Annotated in this window: 12 protein-coding genes; 9 read left to right on the forward strand and 3 right to left on the reverse strand. The window is 68.4% G+C overall.

Annotation, left to right across the window (positions count from 1 at the left end; genetic code table 11):
• Window positions 1-5: 5 nt before the first annotated feature.
• On the reverse strand, window positions 6-2084 hold the full coding sequence (locus OZ403_RS33080; protein ID WP_268782635.1) for a TadE/TadG family type IV pilus assembly protein: 2079 nt from the start codon (window positions 2082-2084) through the stop codon (window positions 6-8).
• A gap of 919 nt (window positions 2085-3003) precedes the next feature.
• Here OZ403_RS33080 and OZ403_RS33085 point away from each other — a divergent pair.
• Together OZ403_RS33085 and OZ403_RS33090 are read left to right on the forward strand one after the other, a co-directional pair.
• Complete coding sequence (locus OZ403_RS33085; RefSeq protein WP_140795221.1) at window positions 3004-3759, forward strand: DUF6585 family protein; 756 nt, start codon at window positions 3004-3006, stop codon at window positions 3757-3759.
• Window positions 3760-3788: 29 nt separating this feature from the next.
• Window positions 3789-4289 carry a hypothetical protein gene (locus OZ403_RS33090; RefSeq protein ID WP_268782636.1) on the forward strand — a complete coding sequence of 167 codons (501 nt, stop codon included), beginning with the start codon at window positions 3789-3791 and terminating at the stop codon, window positions 4287-4289.
• A gap of 125 nt (window positions 4290-4414) precedes the next feature.
• Here the strand turns inward: OZ403_RS33090 and OZ403_RS33095 are convergent, their stop codons facing one another.
• Window positions 4415-4954 carry a TetR/AcrR family transcriptional regulator gene (locus OZ403_RS33095; protein WP_174258952.1) on the reverse strand — a complete coding sequence of 180 codons (540 nt, stop codon included), beginning with the start codon at window positions 4952-4954 and terminating at the stop codon, window positions 4415-4417.
• 72 nt (window positions 4955-5026) lie between these two features.
• Here OZ403_RS33095 and OZ403_RS33100 point away from each other — a divergent pair, with 72 nt between their 5' ends.
• The 6 genes from OZ403_RS33100 to OZ403_RS33125 all read left to right on the forward strand — a co-directional run bounded on the left by OZ403_RS33100 (window position 5027) and on the right by OZ403_RS33125 (window position 12636).
• Window positions 5027-6187 (forward strand): MBL fold metallo-hydrolase, encoded by a 1161-nt coding sequence (locus OZ403_RS33100; RefSeq protein WP_140795224.1) that lies wholly within the window; start codon window positions 5027-5029, stop codon window positions 6185-6187.
• 34 nt (window positions 6188-6221) lie between these two features.
• The gene (locus OZ403_RS33105; RefSeq protein WP_140857122.1) at window positions 6222-6896 is read left to right on the forward strand and encodes an NAD(P)H-binding protein; all 675 of its coding nucleotides are present in this window, start codon (window positions 6222-6224) and stop codon (window positions 6894-6896) included.
• A 164-nt stretch (window positions 6897-7060) separates the two neighbouring features.
• Window positions 7061-7621, forward strand: a complete 561-nt coding sequence (locus tag OZ403_RS33110; RefSeq protein WP_140795226.1) for a hypothetical protein — start codon at window positions 7061-7063, stop codon at window positions 7619-7621.
• A 92-nt stretch (window positions 7622-7713) separates the two neighbouring features.
• On the forward strand, window positions 7714-9579 hold the full coding sequence (locus OZ403_RS33115) for a gliding motility protein (protein ID WP_237077661.1): 1866 nt from the start codon (window positions 7714-7716) through the stop codon (window positions 9577-9579).
• Window positions 9576-11174, forward strand: coding sequence for a hypothetical protein (locus tag OZ403_RS33120; protein ID WP_268782637.1), 1599 nt, complete (start codon window positions 9576-9578; stop codon window positions 11172-11174). Before OZ403_RS33115 ends, OZ403_RS33120 begins: the two co-directional genes overlap by 4 nt.
• Window positions 11175-11352: 178 nt before the next feature.
• The gene (locus OZ403_RS33125; RefSeq protein ID WP_140795229.1) at window positions 11353-12636 is read left to right on the forward strand and encodes a reverse transcriptase family protein; all 1284 of its coding nucleotides are present in this window, start codon (window positions 11353-11355) and stop codon (window positions 12634-12636) included.
• Window positions 12637-12644: 8 nt separating this feature from the next.
• Here OZ403_RS33125 and OZ403_RS33130 read toward each other — a convergent pair whose 3' ends face one another.
• A complete protein-coding gene (locus tag OZ403_RS33130) occupies window positions 12645-13064 on the reverse strand; it encodes a GFA family protein (RefSeq protein WP_140795230.1) in 420 nt (139 codons plus the stop codon).
• Window positions 13065-13433: 369 nt separating this feature from the next.
• Here OZ403_RS33130 and OZ403_RS33135 point away from each other — a divergent pair, with 369 nt between their 5' ends.
• A complete protein-coding gene (locus tag OZ403_RS33135; RefSeq protein WP_140795231.1) occupies window positions 13434-14768 on the forward strand; it encodes a KamA family radical SAM protein in 1335 nt (444 codons plus the stop codon).
• Window positions 14769-14844 lie beyond the last annotated feature (76 nt).

Below are 14844 nucleotides of genomic sequence, written 5' to 3' on the forward strand. Positions count from 1 at the left end.
CGGGCTCAGTGCGTGACGATCTTGGGTGCAATCCCACGCAGCGGCCCTGGCAGCGCGTCCAACATGCCGCCCAGCGCGGGCAGGGAGTTGCGCCCCTGGTACACGGAGGCCAGACGGGGGCGCCAGTAGGGGTTGAAGAAGTTGGGCTGCTCCGCCCAGTTGCCCGGCCGGTGGTAGTAGGACTGCCCGCGGGAGATGACGTTGAGTCCCTCGACCATGCCGAGGAACTTCTTGCGGTTGTTCATCATCTCCAGGCCCTCGCTCTCCGGAGAGAAGGCGAAGGTCACCTTGCCCTGGTTGTTGAGCAGGGCAGGCGCGTTGCTGCCGGCACCATCCGCGTTCTGACGGTTGATGACCTCGTCAGGCGACTTGTTCATCGCCACCCAGGTGGAGGGCTGGTTGAAGTCGACCTGACGCGTCGCCGCTTCCCGCATGTTGGCGTTGGCCATCGGGTTGCACACCGACCCGAACTGGCCGGGCTCGAAGTGCATGAAGGGCACGAGCCCCGCCCAACGGTGATTGCCATCCTGCACGGGCCGGACGTTCGCCGCGTAGACATTTGTCTCCAGCAAGCACACCAGGCCCCGCACCACGCAAATCTCCGTCTCATGGATGCCGAATCGGCCCTCGCGCCCGGCGGGCCGCACATGGCCTCCCCAGGACCGGCCATAGTCCGAGTAGTTGACCCGCCAATGGAGCCCTCCTCGCCGGCTTCCGCTGTCCACGTCGTTGAGCGCCCAGATGCTCGTCTTCATCATGTGCCTGTAGGGCAGCTGGGCTCGGTTGTTGTCGTTCTTGCGCCGGCGGTTGTCGCCAAAGCACTTCCAGTAGTCGTCGTCCTTGGTGCAGGCCAGGGGATTGTCAATCTTGAGGGGGCCGCGCCCCAGCTCGGCGGGACCGATGTTGATCCAGTACGGGTCATCCGAGCCGATGTTGTCGCCTTGCGCCATCATGCCCCACGGCTGCAAGTTGTCGTTCCAGTCCCGGATGAAGTTCCGCCCATCGTTGCCAGGCCCTCGGCCCTCCCGGAGCTTCCCCGCGTTGGGATAGCTCGAGGAGAGCATGCGGGTCTGGCCCATCTTTCCGAACTGCATGACCCCATCGACGTCGATCCCCTCGTTGAGGAAGTCCTTCAGGAAGCCGAGCATGTTCGGTATCGGCAGGAGCCCGCCCAGGCCGCGATTGCCGACGAAGCCTTCCGGGCACTCCAGGACGCCTCCGGACGAAGCGGTATCGCAGGGATACCGAGTGGCATTGGTGATGCCTCCCATGGCGCGCTTGGCGCGAGCGACAGGGTCATTCGCGGCTCGCTTGGTCACGTCCAGGGCGCCGAAGGGGTTCTTCAATGACAGCGGCCCTCCGCCCGCGTGGGTGTTGTGCGCCTGGCCGAACAGGCATTGGCTGTAGGCTCCCGTGGCCAGCTGGCTCATCATGGAATTGATGTTGCTGTCATTCGCCTCGACGACGGACTGACTGGACTGCACCACGTGAGTGGATGCCGAGACCATCACCGCTTGGGATGCGAAGAACATCACGCCATTCAAGGCCCGATGCGCGGGGATGACGAGCTGTCCGATGATGGCATCCGGATTGAGGGTCCGGATGGTCGTCTGGACCAGCCGCAAGAAGGTATCCCGGTAGAGCGTCATGATGCGGCTGACCACCCGCAGGAGGGGCCCGACGATGGGGACGAGTTGCAAGACCGGACAGATGAGCATCCAGTAGCCGGAAGGTGACCCCGCGCAGGGATTCAGCGTCTTCATGAGCCCATAGAGGTCCGTCAGGAACGCCTCGATGGAGTAGACGAGCGACAGCAACGACTGCCACATCATCGCCGACACGTAGTGCGACACCTGTGTACGATTGGCGTATGCGTAGAAATTGAAGGCCCGGGCCTCCATGGCCGCCATGGAGTACGCCGCCGCATCCGCTGTGTTCTGGAGGCGAATGCGCTCATGCACCGTGTGGCCGATGTTGACGGTGGCCAGCACGGCCAGGGACATGATCAGCACCATCAGCGCCATGAGCACCAGCGCCTGGCCCTCCTGGCGGCGGAAACTCTGGCGAAGGCTCCGGGTCAGCATGGGGCAGGTCTCCTCGCGCGGGGGCACAATCCCAGAGGAGCTTTGGCATGGTGGACGCGGCTGGCGCAAAAAGCCTTGCGCCCCCTCCAGCGGCCCCCCAGGAAATCTGGACCCTATGACAATGAATTGCACCACGCAAGGCGCGCTCCCGCCACTCATTCCCATTCGTGGGTGAATGAAAATGGCGCACCGCGCAACTCCTTGCGGCACCGCCCCTGCCCGAAAGCCAGGCTTCCGCGCGCCAGTGCGACGTCGTCCCGCTCCGGCCCCAAGACACGTCGTTCTTCGCGTCAGTGGCGGAGGAGGCTTCACCGAAGCGAGGCCGAGCCATCCGCGGCCGGCGGGAGCGACGAGCGAGGGCTCTCCACGGAGGGGCCCGACGTCGTCGTCCAGCCCCCCCCAAGGGCCCCGCCGTTCCCGCGCCCGCGCCGGCCTGCTCGTTCCCCCCAGCATGTTCTCGGAGGCAGAGGGGCGGGGTTCGCCTTGACGAATCGCACGACCTGACGGGTACGCACCAACGTGGGAGGCGCCAGACCCACCCGGTGCGCGAGCGACCACGCCCCACGGCCAGTGACATCCGCTTCGACCCAGCGCTCACCGCCCGCATCGACGCTTGCCTGGACACCGCGTGCAGCGGACGGCGCCGTGCCACCTGATGCCCCCGCCAGGGCCCGGCGCCGTCCGGAGAATGCGCTCCGCCATGCCTCAGGCACGACAGGCGCGGAAAGGCTGTGTTTCACGCAACCTCATCCAATGGCTTCTCACGAGCTGAGAACGCCGATTGTTTCTCGAATTCGCCGCACCTGAGCAGCCCCGAAACATCACACGGGGTATGAGACACTGGCGAAATGCGCCACTCTGGCTTCACCCTGAGCGCATTCGCGAATCCCATCGAAAAGACACACGCAATTGTTTATAGATGCGTGTACTTTTCGATACGGCTCTGGAGGCTTCACTGAAGCGCTCGCACACCCGGGAATTCCCCACGCACGTCCTGTACTGGCTCGCCGCTGGCTTCGCCCTGATTTACGTGGTGGCCGCGGCATTTCTCTCGTTCGGCAAGATTTACCTGCTCCCGCAGGACTTCATCAAAGGGCTCTTCCGCTACCAAGCCGCGCCCATCATCCTGCTGGCGGGCATCCCCTGCGGCCTCTACTTCATCTTCTGGCGGGCCAGCGACTTGTTCGCATGGCTGGCCGCGCCGCCCAAGCTGGTGGTGGATGAGGAGTACCTGCGCGCGGGCGACACGCGCATCGCGTGGCGGAACGTGAGCGCCATCATCACGGTGCAGAACCACGACCGGCTCGTCCTGCGCCACCGCGGGGGCACCTACCGGCTGAGGCTGAACCTGTGGAGCGACGCGGACGAGCTGTACGCCCACGTAACGGACCATGTCGTCGATGCGCTGATCGAAGGCGTGCACCGGCAGGTCAACGCCGGCAAGGCGGTGCAGTTCGGGCCCCTCACGCTCAGTGGCGCCGGGCTGACACACAAGAAGCGGCTGATGCGCTGGGACGACATCGAGAGCATCCGCTTCCAGGACGAGTTCGAGGAGGGTGTCTCCACCCGCGAACTGGTCATCGCCGCCCAGGGCAAGCCGCTCAAGATTGACGAGGCCCGCATCGTCAACGCGCCCGTCCTCCTGGCCTACCTGTCGCAACGGCTGGCCAACTGATTCCCCTCTCCCCTCACAGGTCGCACGTCATGGAAATCTACAGTTCCTCACAGAACAAGCAGAAGACACAGAAGCCGCGCGAGGTCTACTACTCGCGCACGAAGCTCATCATCGGCGCGGTCATCTGGACGGTGGCCTCGGGCCTCTGTGGCATCCTCACCTTCCGGCTGGCGGACAGCCCGGGCGTGATGGCCCTCTGCGGGGCGGTCAACCTCTGCATGCTCTGGATGCTCTACGGCTGCATCAGGCCGCTGGGCAACCTGGACAAGCCCGCGCTGATTATCGGCCGGGATGGCATCCGCTTCGAGGACGGCCTGCTGATTGAATGGGCCGACATGACCGAGAATACCTATTACAGCCAGTCCTACATGGGTATCCCCACGCTCAAGCTGATTCAAATCAAGACCACGCTGGAGAAGCCCAAGCTGAAGAAGATGCGGGTGGCGGCGCTCGACATCGACAGCGACGAGTACCTGGAGCTCTGCGACACCTACAGCAAGCGCTCGGCGCTGGCCCCCGCCCGGGCGTAGTAGGAAACCTGGCACCCCTGGGTAGATACCGGGGGCGTCCGGTCAGCGGTAGCAGGGTGACACCGCCGCGGAGACACGCGCGAGCAGGTCCTCGGTCTCCAGCCGTGCGTCACCCCTCAACTGCCTCAGTCCGTGAAGCGCTCGATGAGCAACTCCAGACGCTGACGCAGCACCCGCGTCGTGGGCAGGTCGGACTGGAGCCCGTCGACGGCCAGCATGAACACCTCGGCGAGCGGCCGCGACTCCAGGACGGCCTGCGTGTACTTGAGCCAGCGCCGACGGTGTCTCGCCTCGACCTCCGGCAACAGCCGCTCGCAGGCGGCGTAGAACTCGGACGCCATGGGCGCCCCGACCATCAACTCCCACGGCTCCAGGAGGATGATTTCGTACACCTGGAGCAGCTTGTCGCGCGCGGCGCCCGGACGCGCCAGCACCTGCTCCACGCGGGGGTAGCGCGCCTCGAACAGGGATTCGAAGACGGCCGAGAAGATGTCCTCCTTGTTCTTGAACTTCAGATACAGGAGCGGCCGAGACAGGTTCGCCCGCTTCGCGATGTCGTCCAGGGACGTCTTCGCGTAGCCGAAGCGTAGGAAGCACTCCAGGGCGGCGTCGAGAATCGCCGCCCGGCGCAACGCATCACGCTCCTCGCTCCTGGTGCCCGTCATGCGGAACAAATTGACAAGAATATCCTATTTCGTCAATTCATCACCGCACAACGACGAGCGCGGGTGGACGGCATGACGTGGCGCAGAAGGCTGGCGTATGCGGCAATGGGGATGGCGGCGCTGCTGGCCCTGCTGCTGACGGTGGTCGCCATCGAGGCCTGGCCGGCGCTGGGCCAGGCCGCGGACGGCGCGCGGCGGGCACGCATGGAGCGCTCGCCCCAGTGGCAGGGCGGCCACTTCGACAACCCGCAGCCCCTGCGCACCGATACCTGGGGCTCCATCGCGAGCATGTTCAGCGCCAGTCCCGACGTGAGCCCCGCCCAGGGGGCGCTGCCCTCGGTGGCGCTGGACGGAAGCGCTTTCGGCGCGCCGCCCGCCACCGGCCTGCGCGTCACGTGGTTCGGACACTCGACGTCGCTCGTGGAGTTGGACGGGCAGCGGATTCTCATCGACCCGGTGTGGAGCGAGCGCGCGTCCCCTTTGAGCTGGATAGGACCGCGCCGCTGGTACGCCCCGCCCCTGGCGCTGACGGAGCTGCCCGCTGTCGACGCGGTCGCCATCTCCCATGACCACTACGACCACCTGGACCATCGAACGCTGCTGGCGATGAAGGACTGGGACACGTCCTTCATCGTGCCGCTCGGCGTCGGTGCACACCTGGTGGGCTGGGGCATCCCCGAGTCGCGCATCATCGAGCTCGACTGGTGGGAGCGTGCACGCGTGGGAGCGATGGAGGTCGTCTGCACCCCCGCCCGCCATGCCTCGGGCCGGACGGGCATCGACAAGGACGCGACGCTGTGGTCGGGCTTCGCGTTCCTGGGCCCCACGCACCGCGTGTACTACTCGGGCGACACGGGCCTGTTCCCCGCCATGAAGGACATTGGCGAGCGGCTGGGGCCCTTCGACCTGACGATGATTGAGGTGGGCCAGTACCACAGCGCGTGGCCTGACTGGCACATCGGCCCCGAGCAGGCCGTCACCGCGCACCAGTGGGTCCGGGGGCGCGTGCTGCTGCCGGTGCACTGGGGCTTGTTCACCCTCGCGCTCCACGGGTGGACGGAGCCCATCGAGCGCGTGCTCGCGGCGGGCGAGGCCGCGGGCGTGAGCGTCATCGTCCCGAAGCCGGGTGAGCGCGTCGAACCCGGTGCGCCGTCCTCCCCCGAGCGCTGGTGGCCCTCGCTGCCGTGGAACACGGCGGTGCAGGACCCCATCGTCTCCACCCAGTTGGACTGACGTCCCTGCCCGTCTGACTTCAGGAGTCCCCCACATGCGAGTCATCCTCTTTGGCGCCACGGGCATGGTCGGCCAGGGCGTCCTGCGCGAATGCCTGTTCGCTCCGGACGTGGAGCGCGTCCTCACCGTGGGCCGCGGTGCCACGGGGCAACGCCACGAGAAGCTCACCGAACTGGTCCACACGGACCTCCAGGACTTCTCCGCCGTGGCGGAGCAACTCACGGGCTACGACGTGTGCATCTTCAGCCTGGGCGTGTCGTCGGCGGGCATGACGGAGCAGGCGTACCGGCGCGTCACGTTCGACCTCACGCTGGCTGCGGCCCAGGCGCTGGGCCAGTACAACCCTGGCATGCGCTTCCTCTACGTCTCGGGCGCGGGAACCGACAGCTCGGAACGCGGGCGCACCATGTGGGCGCGCGTGAAGGGAGAGACTGAGAACACGCTGCTCCGGCAGTCCACCCTGTCCGCGTACATGTTCCGGCCCGGCTATATCCAGCCAATGCACGGCATCCGGTCGAAGACGCGGCTGTACCAGGCGCTCTATACGGTGATGGCGCCGCTCTATCCCGTCTGGAAGGCACTGTTCCCCACCTTCGTGACGACGACGGAGCAGTTGGGCCGCGCGATGCTCGCCGTCGCCAGGCAGGGCGCTTCGAAGCGCGTGCTCGAAAATCGGGACATCAACGACCTCGCGGCGGCAGCGAGCTGAACCGGACTCCAGGTTGCCCCCAGGACTTCGAGGGCGACCGGGCGTTCACTCCCTGGCAGGCCGAGCCGCTCGCCTGCCGCCCGAGTTGGCGCCTGCCCGTCCGCCCGGCCCAGGTGCCCCTCCCTGCGCCAGGAAGCACCTTGAGCGCGGGAGGCAGAGAGCGGATGAACAGACGACTCGCTTCGTTTTTCCGAAGAGACCCGGCCGAAGTCCAGGGCGCGTATTTCCTGCTGAAGGGCCTGTTGCCCTGGTTCCAGCCGAAGCGGGTCACCCGGTTCACCGGGCCCATCCGCGAAGGCTGGCTGATGAAGACGGTGGGCGGACTCGCCGGCACGGTGGGCGCGACGCTCCTGTCCGCGCACCGCCATGGCCGCGTCACGCCGGAGCTCAGGAAGCTGGGCATCTGGAGCGCGCTCACACTCCTGATGGTCGACGTCTCCACGTACGCCACGAACCGGAAGCGGCGCTCCGTCGTCTTCCTGGCCGATGCGGCCGTTCAGTCCGCGCTGCTCGCGGCGCAGTGGCGCGCGTGCAGCCGCAGGCCGGTGGTCATCGACGCACGCGCCTCCAGCCTTCGCGACCCGTCGCGGTACGGCGCGGGCGAGCATGGACGGTGGAACATCCTCCCTGGCGAGTCACGCGACGCGGCGGGCAATCGCGACATCGTCGCCGAAGGCTCCATGTCTTCGTTTCCCGCCAGCGACCCGCCTTCCTACATGGGTTGACCGCTCACCACTGTGTCTCCCAGAGCGGTCGGTGTAAACCGGGGAGCGTGAACGAAAGCTGGGAGCGGCGATTCCGCCGAGAGGTAAAAGAGATGGACGCCGCCCTGCGTGGCGTCCTGTCCCGGACACAGTCCGACGAAGAACTCCGTGCCGCCCTCGAGGAACTGGCGCGCCGCCCCGCCTTCCGGTCCTTCACCTGGCTGTGGGGGCCCGCCCTCCACGCCAGGGACCGCGTCCGCTTCCGCCCCCTCATGCTGTCCTGCTTCTCGCCCAGCAGCATCACCGCCGACGGGCAGTGGCAGAACCCCTGGCTCGGGGAGAATGCCTCCGCGCTGGAGGTCTGGCTCTTCGACGCGGACCGCACCGACGACGTGGAGATGTTCCGCCGCCTCCTGGCCTGGAAGCTCGCGGGTCTGCGCCTCCCCCGGCAGACGGAGTTCTGGCAGACAGAGGTGGTGCGGCGTGTCCAGAAAGCGCCCACGCGCGCGGCGCGGCACACCGAACTCGCCAAGATGGACATCGGCTGGGGCCGGCTGGACGAGCCCACCGCCCTGGCCCTGGACGCACTGGACGCGGAGGCCGCCCGGCCCTTCATCCTGGAGCACCTGCCGTTGAGATGGCCCCGCGAGCGCCAGCCCATGTGGAACACGCTGCGCGAGCGGGCCCAGGCGCGGGGTGACGCGGCCCTGGCCTCCGCGCTCTACCGGCGATGCGTGGATGAGCCCACATGGTGCCGTGATGCCCTGGCGCTCGCACGCACCGTCCAGCCCCCCGCCGAGCTGGTCGCCGCGCTGAAGGCACACCACCCGGAGACGCCCATGCCCGGCGCGGCGCAGCTCTTCGTGGAGCTGGCGGAGGCGCGCGGGCGGGACGTAGTGCCCTACCTCCTCGGCCATCTGCGGGCGGTGGCTCCTCGCTGGGGCGCGCTGGGACGAAAGGACGCGAAGGGCTTCCCGGAGCTGCTGGCGCTCGCGCGGGCGCGGGACTGGGACGATGTATGGGGCGCGCTCCTGCGCACCTCGGCCATGGCGGAGACGTATGACGCGGAGGTGCTGCGGCTGGTGCGGGACGACGCATCCCTCCCGGCCCGGACTCGACGCCGGCTGCTCCAACTGGCGGGCGCGGGCGGCGAATGGAATCTCCCCGGCCTGGGCCTGGCCCGGGTGCAGCGGCTGACGGACGCCACCGCCACCGCACTGTACGCGCGCTTCCCGGAGTTGGTACGTGGCCCCTTCCGCATGCACGTCGCTTCGAGCTGGCGCGCCGCGTACCCCAAGCTGGTGATGCGCGCGCTGGAAGCGAACGACGAGGACCTGCTGGACTTCCTCGCCAGTCGCGCCGCCATGCACGTCCCGACGACGGGGAGCGCGAAGGAGTGGGAGAAGGTGCTCGACGCGATGGCCGCGCACTACGAGGCCCTGCCGAAGGAGGGCGGCGTCTTCGCCCGCCGCGCCGCCAACGCGCTGGGCGCCCTGCCCGCCTATTCCATCTGGACCTTCGACACGCTGCTGGAGAAGAACCGGCTGGCGCGGCTGTTCTTCCTCCGCTCGGATGACTTCTACCTGGCCGAGCCCCGCGCCGTGCGCGACCTGCTGGAGGCGCCGCAGATTCACGTCCAGGCGCTGGCCTTCCGGCTGCTCGGCCGCGACTCCGCGAAGGCCCGTGAGGTGGCCGCACAGAACGTGGACCTGCTCCAGGCCACCCTGCTGAGGCCCCTGCACCGGCGCACGCGTCACGCCGCCTTCGACGCGCTGGCCAACGCCGCCGCCCACAGCGTGGAGGCCGCCCGCGTGCTGGTGCCGCGCGTGCGTGACGCCTTCGCGCTGCCGGACTCGCGCTATCCCAAGGAGTCGCTGATGGCGCTGCTGGCCCGCATGCTGACGCGCTGGCCCGAGCTGCGAGGCTCCGCGGAAGTCCCCCACGTCTTCGGCCTGCCCGCGAAAGGAGACGGCGCGTGACGGCCTCCAGCTTCCTCTACGCCACGCCCTCCGTGTTCGAGTCCACCCGGGAGCGCGCGCAGCTCAGCCTGTCCGCGGACGCGCACCGCCCCGTGCGTTTCCACGCGCGCGTGGCCCGGGACGTCCTGTCCCTTCGGATGGCCCTCCAGGCGCTCGGCGGGCTCATCTGGCAATCGGACGCGTGGAACGAGACGTGGGGCGGCGGGTTGTTGGACCCGCTCATCACCGTGCACCCCGACCGCGTCTTCTTCGAGGCCTTCAGCCAGGACCAGAGCGCCTACGGGCTCGTCATCGTGGACCGCGGCCTCTTCGAGCCCGAGGGTGAGGTGCGCTGTGGCACCACCAACGTGGACTTCACCGCCTGGCTGTGGGCGGCGCTGGCCGAGATGCGCTCCACCCGGGAGACACACCTGCGCATCGGTCCGGAGGGACTCGACGTGCGCACCACCGGCGCGGGCGGTCGCTTCGAGCAGAAGGTGGACGTCCCGGAGCCCTGGGTGCGGGGCCTGCTCCAACTCCAGGGCGGCATGGCGATGCCCGGCACCCGCCTGACCGCGCGGCCGGTGGACCTGCTCTCCGCGGTGCGCTTCCTCAGCCACACCAAGGCCAAGGTGTCACCGCGCGCGCTGCGCTACGAACTCCACCCGGGAAGGGACGCGCGGCTGATGCTGGAGCCTTGGGAGCACCCCGTGCCCTTGAAGGGTGCGGTCCACGGCTACACGACGCCTCGCATCATCCGGGCCTGGGGCCGCCGGCGACTGCGGCTGCTGGAGCCGCTGCTGCCCTACGCGGAGCGGGTGGACATCTACCTGAAGGGCCGCGCGCTGCCGCACTTCTATGTCGCGCACCTGCCCGGCGGCGTGCGCTTCCTGCTGGGCCTGTCCGGGTGGACGGCGAATCATTGGACGAACACCGCGGGCATGGACCTGCTGCTGGAGCCGGCGCGCGACGACGCGCTGGAGGAGCGTGTGCTCGGCGTGCTGCGCGAGCGCTTTCATGCCTCGACCGAGGACGTGGCCACCGCCCTGGGCGTGGACACGGCGCGGGCCGCGGGCGCCCTGGCGGCGCAATGCGCGGCCGGGCGTGCCCTCTTCGACGTGGAGGCGCGGAACTGGCGCCACCGCGAGCTGTTCGCCACACCGGTGGACCTGGGCCACCTGTACCCGCCTGACGCCCGCCGTGAGGAAGCAGAGCGCCTGGAGGCCGCGGGCGAGGTGGAGGTGACCTCCGCGGCGCCGAGAGAGAAGCGCAAGGTCCGCACGCTGAACACGCCGGAGGGGCCCGTCACGCGCGAGGTGGTCCACCGGGACTGGGTGGTCCATGGCCGCGCGGGCCCGCAGTCGGGCGTCGAGCTGGTGATGAACGACGAGGACCGTGTCCTCTTCGGCCGGTGCGGCTGCGAGTACTTCAGCGAGCACCTGCTGAACCAGGGCCCCTGCGCACACCTGCTCGCGCTCAGCCGCCTGGCGCGAGCGCAGCGCCGCGAACTCAGCAGCTCCGAGCCCGCCTCTGCGGACGCGCTCGCGGCCCGGGCGGCGGAGGCGGGCGCGCGGCGGCGGCCCACAGAGGCGCTTGACCCGGGAGACGACGAATGACGATAACAGCAGGTGCTCTCGGGAGAGGCCAGGGCTCGCAGATGAGCCATGAGTACCGCGGTGTTTCGCCGCGGGGGTGTTCTGTCCCCATCTCTTCGCCAGGGTCCCAGCGTACGCAACGCCGGGAGCCCCGGGTCCAACGCCTCGCAGGTCGTCCCCTGGCCTCTTCCGGAGCACCATGAGCTGGTTCGACAACGCCCTCTCCCGGCTCAAGGGGTTGTTCAGCCGTCCCGTGACGCGGAGCACCACCGGGCTGGACGTGCCGCTGGATGCCCACGGCCGCCCACAGGACGTGGTGAGGGAGACGGTCTCCACGTCGGGCCCTCTGAAGCCGGGGCACCTGAGACAGATTCGCCGGGATGCGCGGCTGCTTCCCAAGGGCATCCGCCGCTACACGCCTGGCCGGAAGAAGTGGATGGAGGCCGCCGAGGCCCGGCGGCTGTTCTCCGCCACGCTGCGCACGCGCAACCGGAACCTGCGGGACTTGCTGCCCGACGAGGCACAGCTGGCGCGTTATGGCCTGCCGGTCTGGCGCACGGAGGAGGACGTGGCCGCGGCGCTGGGCGTCTCGGTGGGCGTGCTCCGGCACTACAGCATCCACCGACCGCGTGAGCGGGTGCGGCACTACGTGACCTTCGCGGTGCCCAAGCGCTCCGGAGGCGTCCGGCTGCTGCATGCGCCCAAGCGGCGCCTGAAGGCCCTGCAACGCCGGCTGCTGGCGCTCCTGGTGTCGAAGCTCCCCGTGAGTCCACAGGCCCATGGATTCGTGCCGGGCCGCTCCATCAAGACGGGCGCCGCGCCGCACGTGGGCCGGCGGGTAGTCCTGAAGCTGGACCTGAAGGACTTCTTCCCCTCCGTCACCTTCGCGCGGGTGCGAGGGCTGCTCATCGCCCTGGGCTACGGATATCCCGTGGCGGCCACGCTCGCGGTGCTGATGACGGAGTCCGAGCGCCAGCCCGTGGAGTTGGAGGGCACCCTCTTCCACGTTCCCGTGGGCCCGCGCGTCTGTGTGCAGGGCGCCCCCACGAGCCCTGCACTGTGCAACGCGGTGCTGCTGCGACTGGACCGGCGGCTGGCGGGCCTGGCGCGGCGGTACGGCTACACGTACACGCGCTACGCGGATGACCTCACCTTCTCCGGCGATGACGTCACGGCGCTGGAGCGAGTCCGCGCGCTGGCCGCGCGGTACGTGCAGGAGGAAGGCTTCGAGGTCAACCGCGAGAAGACCCGCGTGCAGCGCCGGGGCGGTGCCCAGCGCGTCACTGGCGTCACCGTGAATACGACGCTGGGCTTGTCACGCGAGGAGCGGCGGCGGCTCCGGGCGATGCTGCACCAGGAGGGGCGGTCGGAGGACGGCGAGGCACACCGCGCGCACCTCGACGGCCTCCTGGCCTACGTGAAGATGCTCAACCCGGAGCAGGCGGAGCGGCTCGCTCGCCGGCGCAAGCCGCGCGGGACGTGAGCGAGGGCTCAGCTCCGGATGGGCCAGGGTCTGTCGCGCGTCCCGGCCTCCCAGTTGTCATGGCGGCCGTCCCAGTACACGACCTTGAGCTCACCGGGGTCGACGTCGTCCAGGCACTGGATGTTGACGGACCGGAACTCTCCACCGAGCTCCTCGACGAACCCGGCGGAGAAGCAATGGATGCCGCAGTGCTTGCAGAACGAGCGGAAGTTCGGGCTCGAGCCCTTCCGGAACTCACCCAGGTGCTCCGCGCCCGCGGTGACGCGGAAGGCGCTCGGCTTCGGGTAGGCCTGCGTGCCACCCACCTTGGTGCAGATGCTGCAATTGCAGCGGCTCACGGGCTCCGACAGGTCCATCTCGGCCTCGAAGCGCACCGCTCCGCAAAGACATCCCCCGGTGTAGTGCTTCAGCTTGCTGTCCTTCGACATGGCGGAATCTCCTCGAACGAGTGAAACGACGCCCATGACTTAGGCAGCCCGCATGACAGGGGTATGTCAGGTATCTACCGGCCCGCCGCGGCGGCAGGGACTCCCCGGCCCGGAGACTGGAGACAGCAGCCCCCCCGGCCTTCGACACATTGCGTCATGTCACTACGGACGCAGAGTCACTGCAAACTGCAACGTAAGGTGGAATCCAGCCTGCCCGCTCGCCGCTGAGGGATGACACTTCCCACCTCGGCGTGGTAACCGGACTCTCCCTCGTTGGTGGTCAAACGGTGTGCGCTCACGCCCGGCCACCAGCCAGGGTGGCCGCTGTGGACCTCGTGGCCGCCCTGACTACCGCAGGAGAAACGAGACATGAGCGTTATGTCAAACGCAGCACTGGCTCTGTCCACGGGTCGCCGGTACCGTGCCTACACCACGCGACACCTGGACGAGCTGACGACTCGGGCCGGGCTCTCAGCGGATGAACGGCTCGCGGTGCAAGCGGTGGCGCACGTGCTGCCCTTCCGGACCAACAGCTACGTCGTGGACGAGCTGATCGACTGGGCCGCCGCGCCCGCCGACCCCATCTACCGGCTCGTCTTTCCGCAGGCGGACATGCTGCCCACGGACGATGTGGCTCGCATGGCGGACCTGCTGAGCTCCGGTGCATCAACCCTGGAGCTGAACGCGGCCGCCAACCAGATTCGCGCGCGGCTCAATCCGCACCCCGCCGGGCAGATGCAGCTCAACGTTCCCAAGCTGGCCAACGAAGAGCCCGTCCCGGGCCTCCAGCACAAGTACAAGGAGACGGTGCTCATCTTCCCCAAGCAGGGCCAGACGTGCCACGCCTACTGCACGTATTGCTTCCGCTGGGCGCAGTTCGTCGGGGACGCGGACCTGAAGTTCGCCTCGCGGGAAATCGAGCCGCTGGTGAACTACATCCGCGCGCACCCCGAGGTCACCAACGTGCTGTTCACCGGTGGCGACCCGATGATCATGACCGAGGCCGTGCTGGCCAAGTATATCGAGCCACTGCTGGACATCGAGCACCTGGAGGCCATCCGCATCGGCACCAAGGCGCTGGCCTACTGGCCGCAGCGCTTCGTCACGGATTCGGACGCGGACGACATCCTGCGCCTGTTCGAGAAGGTGGTCGCCTCCGGCAAGAGCCTGGCCTTCATGGCGCATTTCTCTCATCCCAACGAGATGGTCCCCGAGATTGTCCAGGAGGCGGTGCGCCGCATCCGGGGCACCGGCGCGGTCATCCGCACCCAGGCGCCGCTCATCCGCACCATCAACGACACCCCGGACACCTGGGAGAGCATGTGGCGCACGCACCTGCGCCACGGCATGGTGCCGTATTACATGTTCATCGAGCGGGACACGGGGCCGCAGGACTACTTCGCGGTGCCGCTCGCCGAGGCCTACGACATCTTCCGCAACGCCTACCAGAGCGTGTCCGGACTGGCGCGCACGGTGCGCGGCCCGTCGATGTCCTCCACGCCGGGCAAGGTGTGCGTGGACGGTGTGACGGAGATTGCCGGCGAGAAGGTCTTCGTCCTCCACTTCATCCAGGCGCGCGACCCGGAGCTCGTCGGCCGGCCCTTCTTCGCGAAGTACGACGAGAAGGCATCCTGGCTGTTCGACCTCAAGCCCGCGCTGGGCGCCACCCACTTCCCGTGGGAGGAGCCGTCCGCGCAGTCGTAGCCGCCACGCGGCGGGAGGGTTTGTGACTTCCAGCGTCACACGCCCGCGACGCCTCCCAGGCCAGACGAGCACCCAC

It is taken from the genome of Myxococcus sp. NMCA1 (assembly GCF_026810205.1).
Classification (GTDB): domain Bacteria; phylum Myxococcota; class Myxococcia; order Myxococcales; family Myxococcaceae; genus Myxococcus; species Myxococcus xanthus_A.

What these genes read in the sequence shown, in the direction of transcription:
- OZ403_RS33085 (WP_140795221.1), top strand. Translation starts at nt 3,004, where the DNA reads ATGCGTGTACTTTTCGATACGGCTCTGGAGGCTTCACTGAAGCGCTCG.
- OZ403_RS33105 (WP_140857122.1), top strand. Translation starts at nt 6,222, where the DNA reads ATGCGAGTCATCCTCTTTGGCGCCACGGGCATGGTCGGCCAGGGCGTC.
- OZ403_RS33125 (WP_140795229.1), top strand. Translation starts at nt 11,353, where the DNA reads ATGAGCTGGTTCGACAACGCCCTCTCCCGGCTCAAGGGGTTGTTCAGC.
- OZ403_RS33080 (WP_268782635.1), bottom strand. Translation starts at nt 2,084, where the DNA reads ATGCTGACCCGGAGCCTTCGCCAGAGTTTCCGCCGCCAGGAGGGCCAG.
- OZ403_RS33115 (WP_237077661.1), top strand. Translation starts at nt 7,714, where the DNA reads ATGGACGCCGCCCTGCGTGGCGTCCTGTCCCGGACACAGTCCGACGAA.
- OZ403_RS33135 (WP_140795231.1), top strand. Translation starts at nt 13,434, where the DNA reads ATGAGCGTTATGTCAAACGCAGCACTGGCTCTGTCCACGGGTCGCCGG.
- OZ403_RS33110 (WP_140795226.1), top strand. Translation starts at nt 7,061, where the DNA reads ATGAACAGACGACTCGCTTCGTTTTTCCGAAGAGACCCGGCCGAAGTC.
- OZ403_RS33130 (WP_140795230.1), bottom strand. Translation starts at nt 13,064, where the DNA reads ATGTCGAAGGACAGCAAGCTGAAGCACTACACCGGGGGATGTCTTTGC.
- OZ403_RS33095 (WP_174258952.1), bottom strand. Translation starts at nt 4,954, where the DNA reads ATGACGGGCACCAGGAGCGAGGAGCGTGATGCGTTGCGCCGGGCGGCG.
- OZ403_RS33090 (WP_268782636.1), top strand. Translation starts at nt 3,789, where the DNA reads ATGGAAATCTACAGTTCCTCACAGAACAAGCAGAAGACACAGAAGCCG.
- OZ403_RS33100 (WP_140795224.1), top strand. Translation starts at nt 5,027, where the DNA reads ATGACGTGGCGCAGAAGGCTGGCGTATGCGGCAATGGGGATGGCGGCG.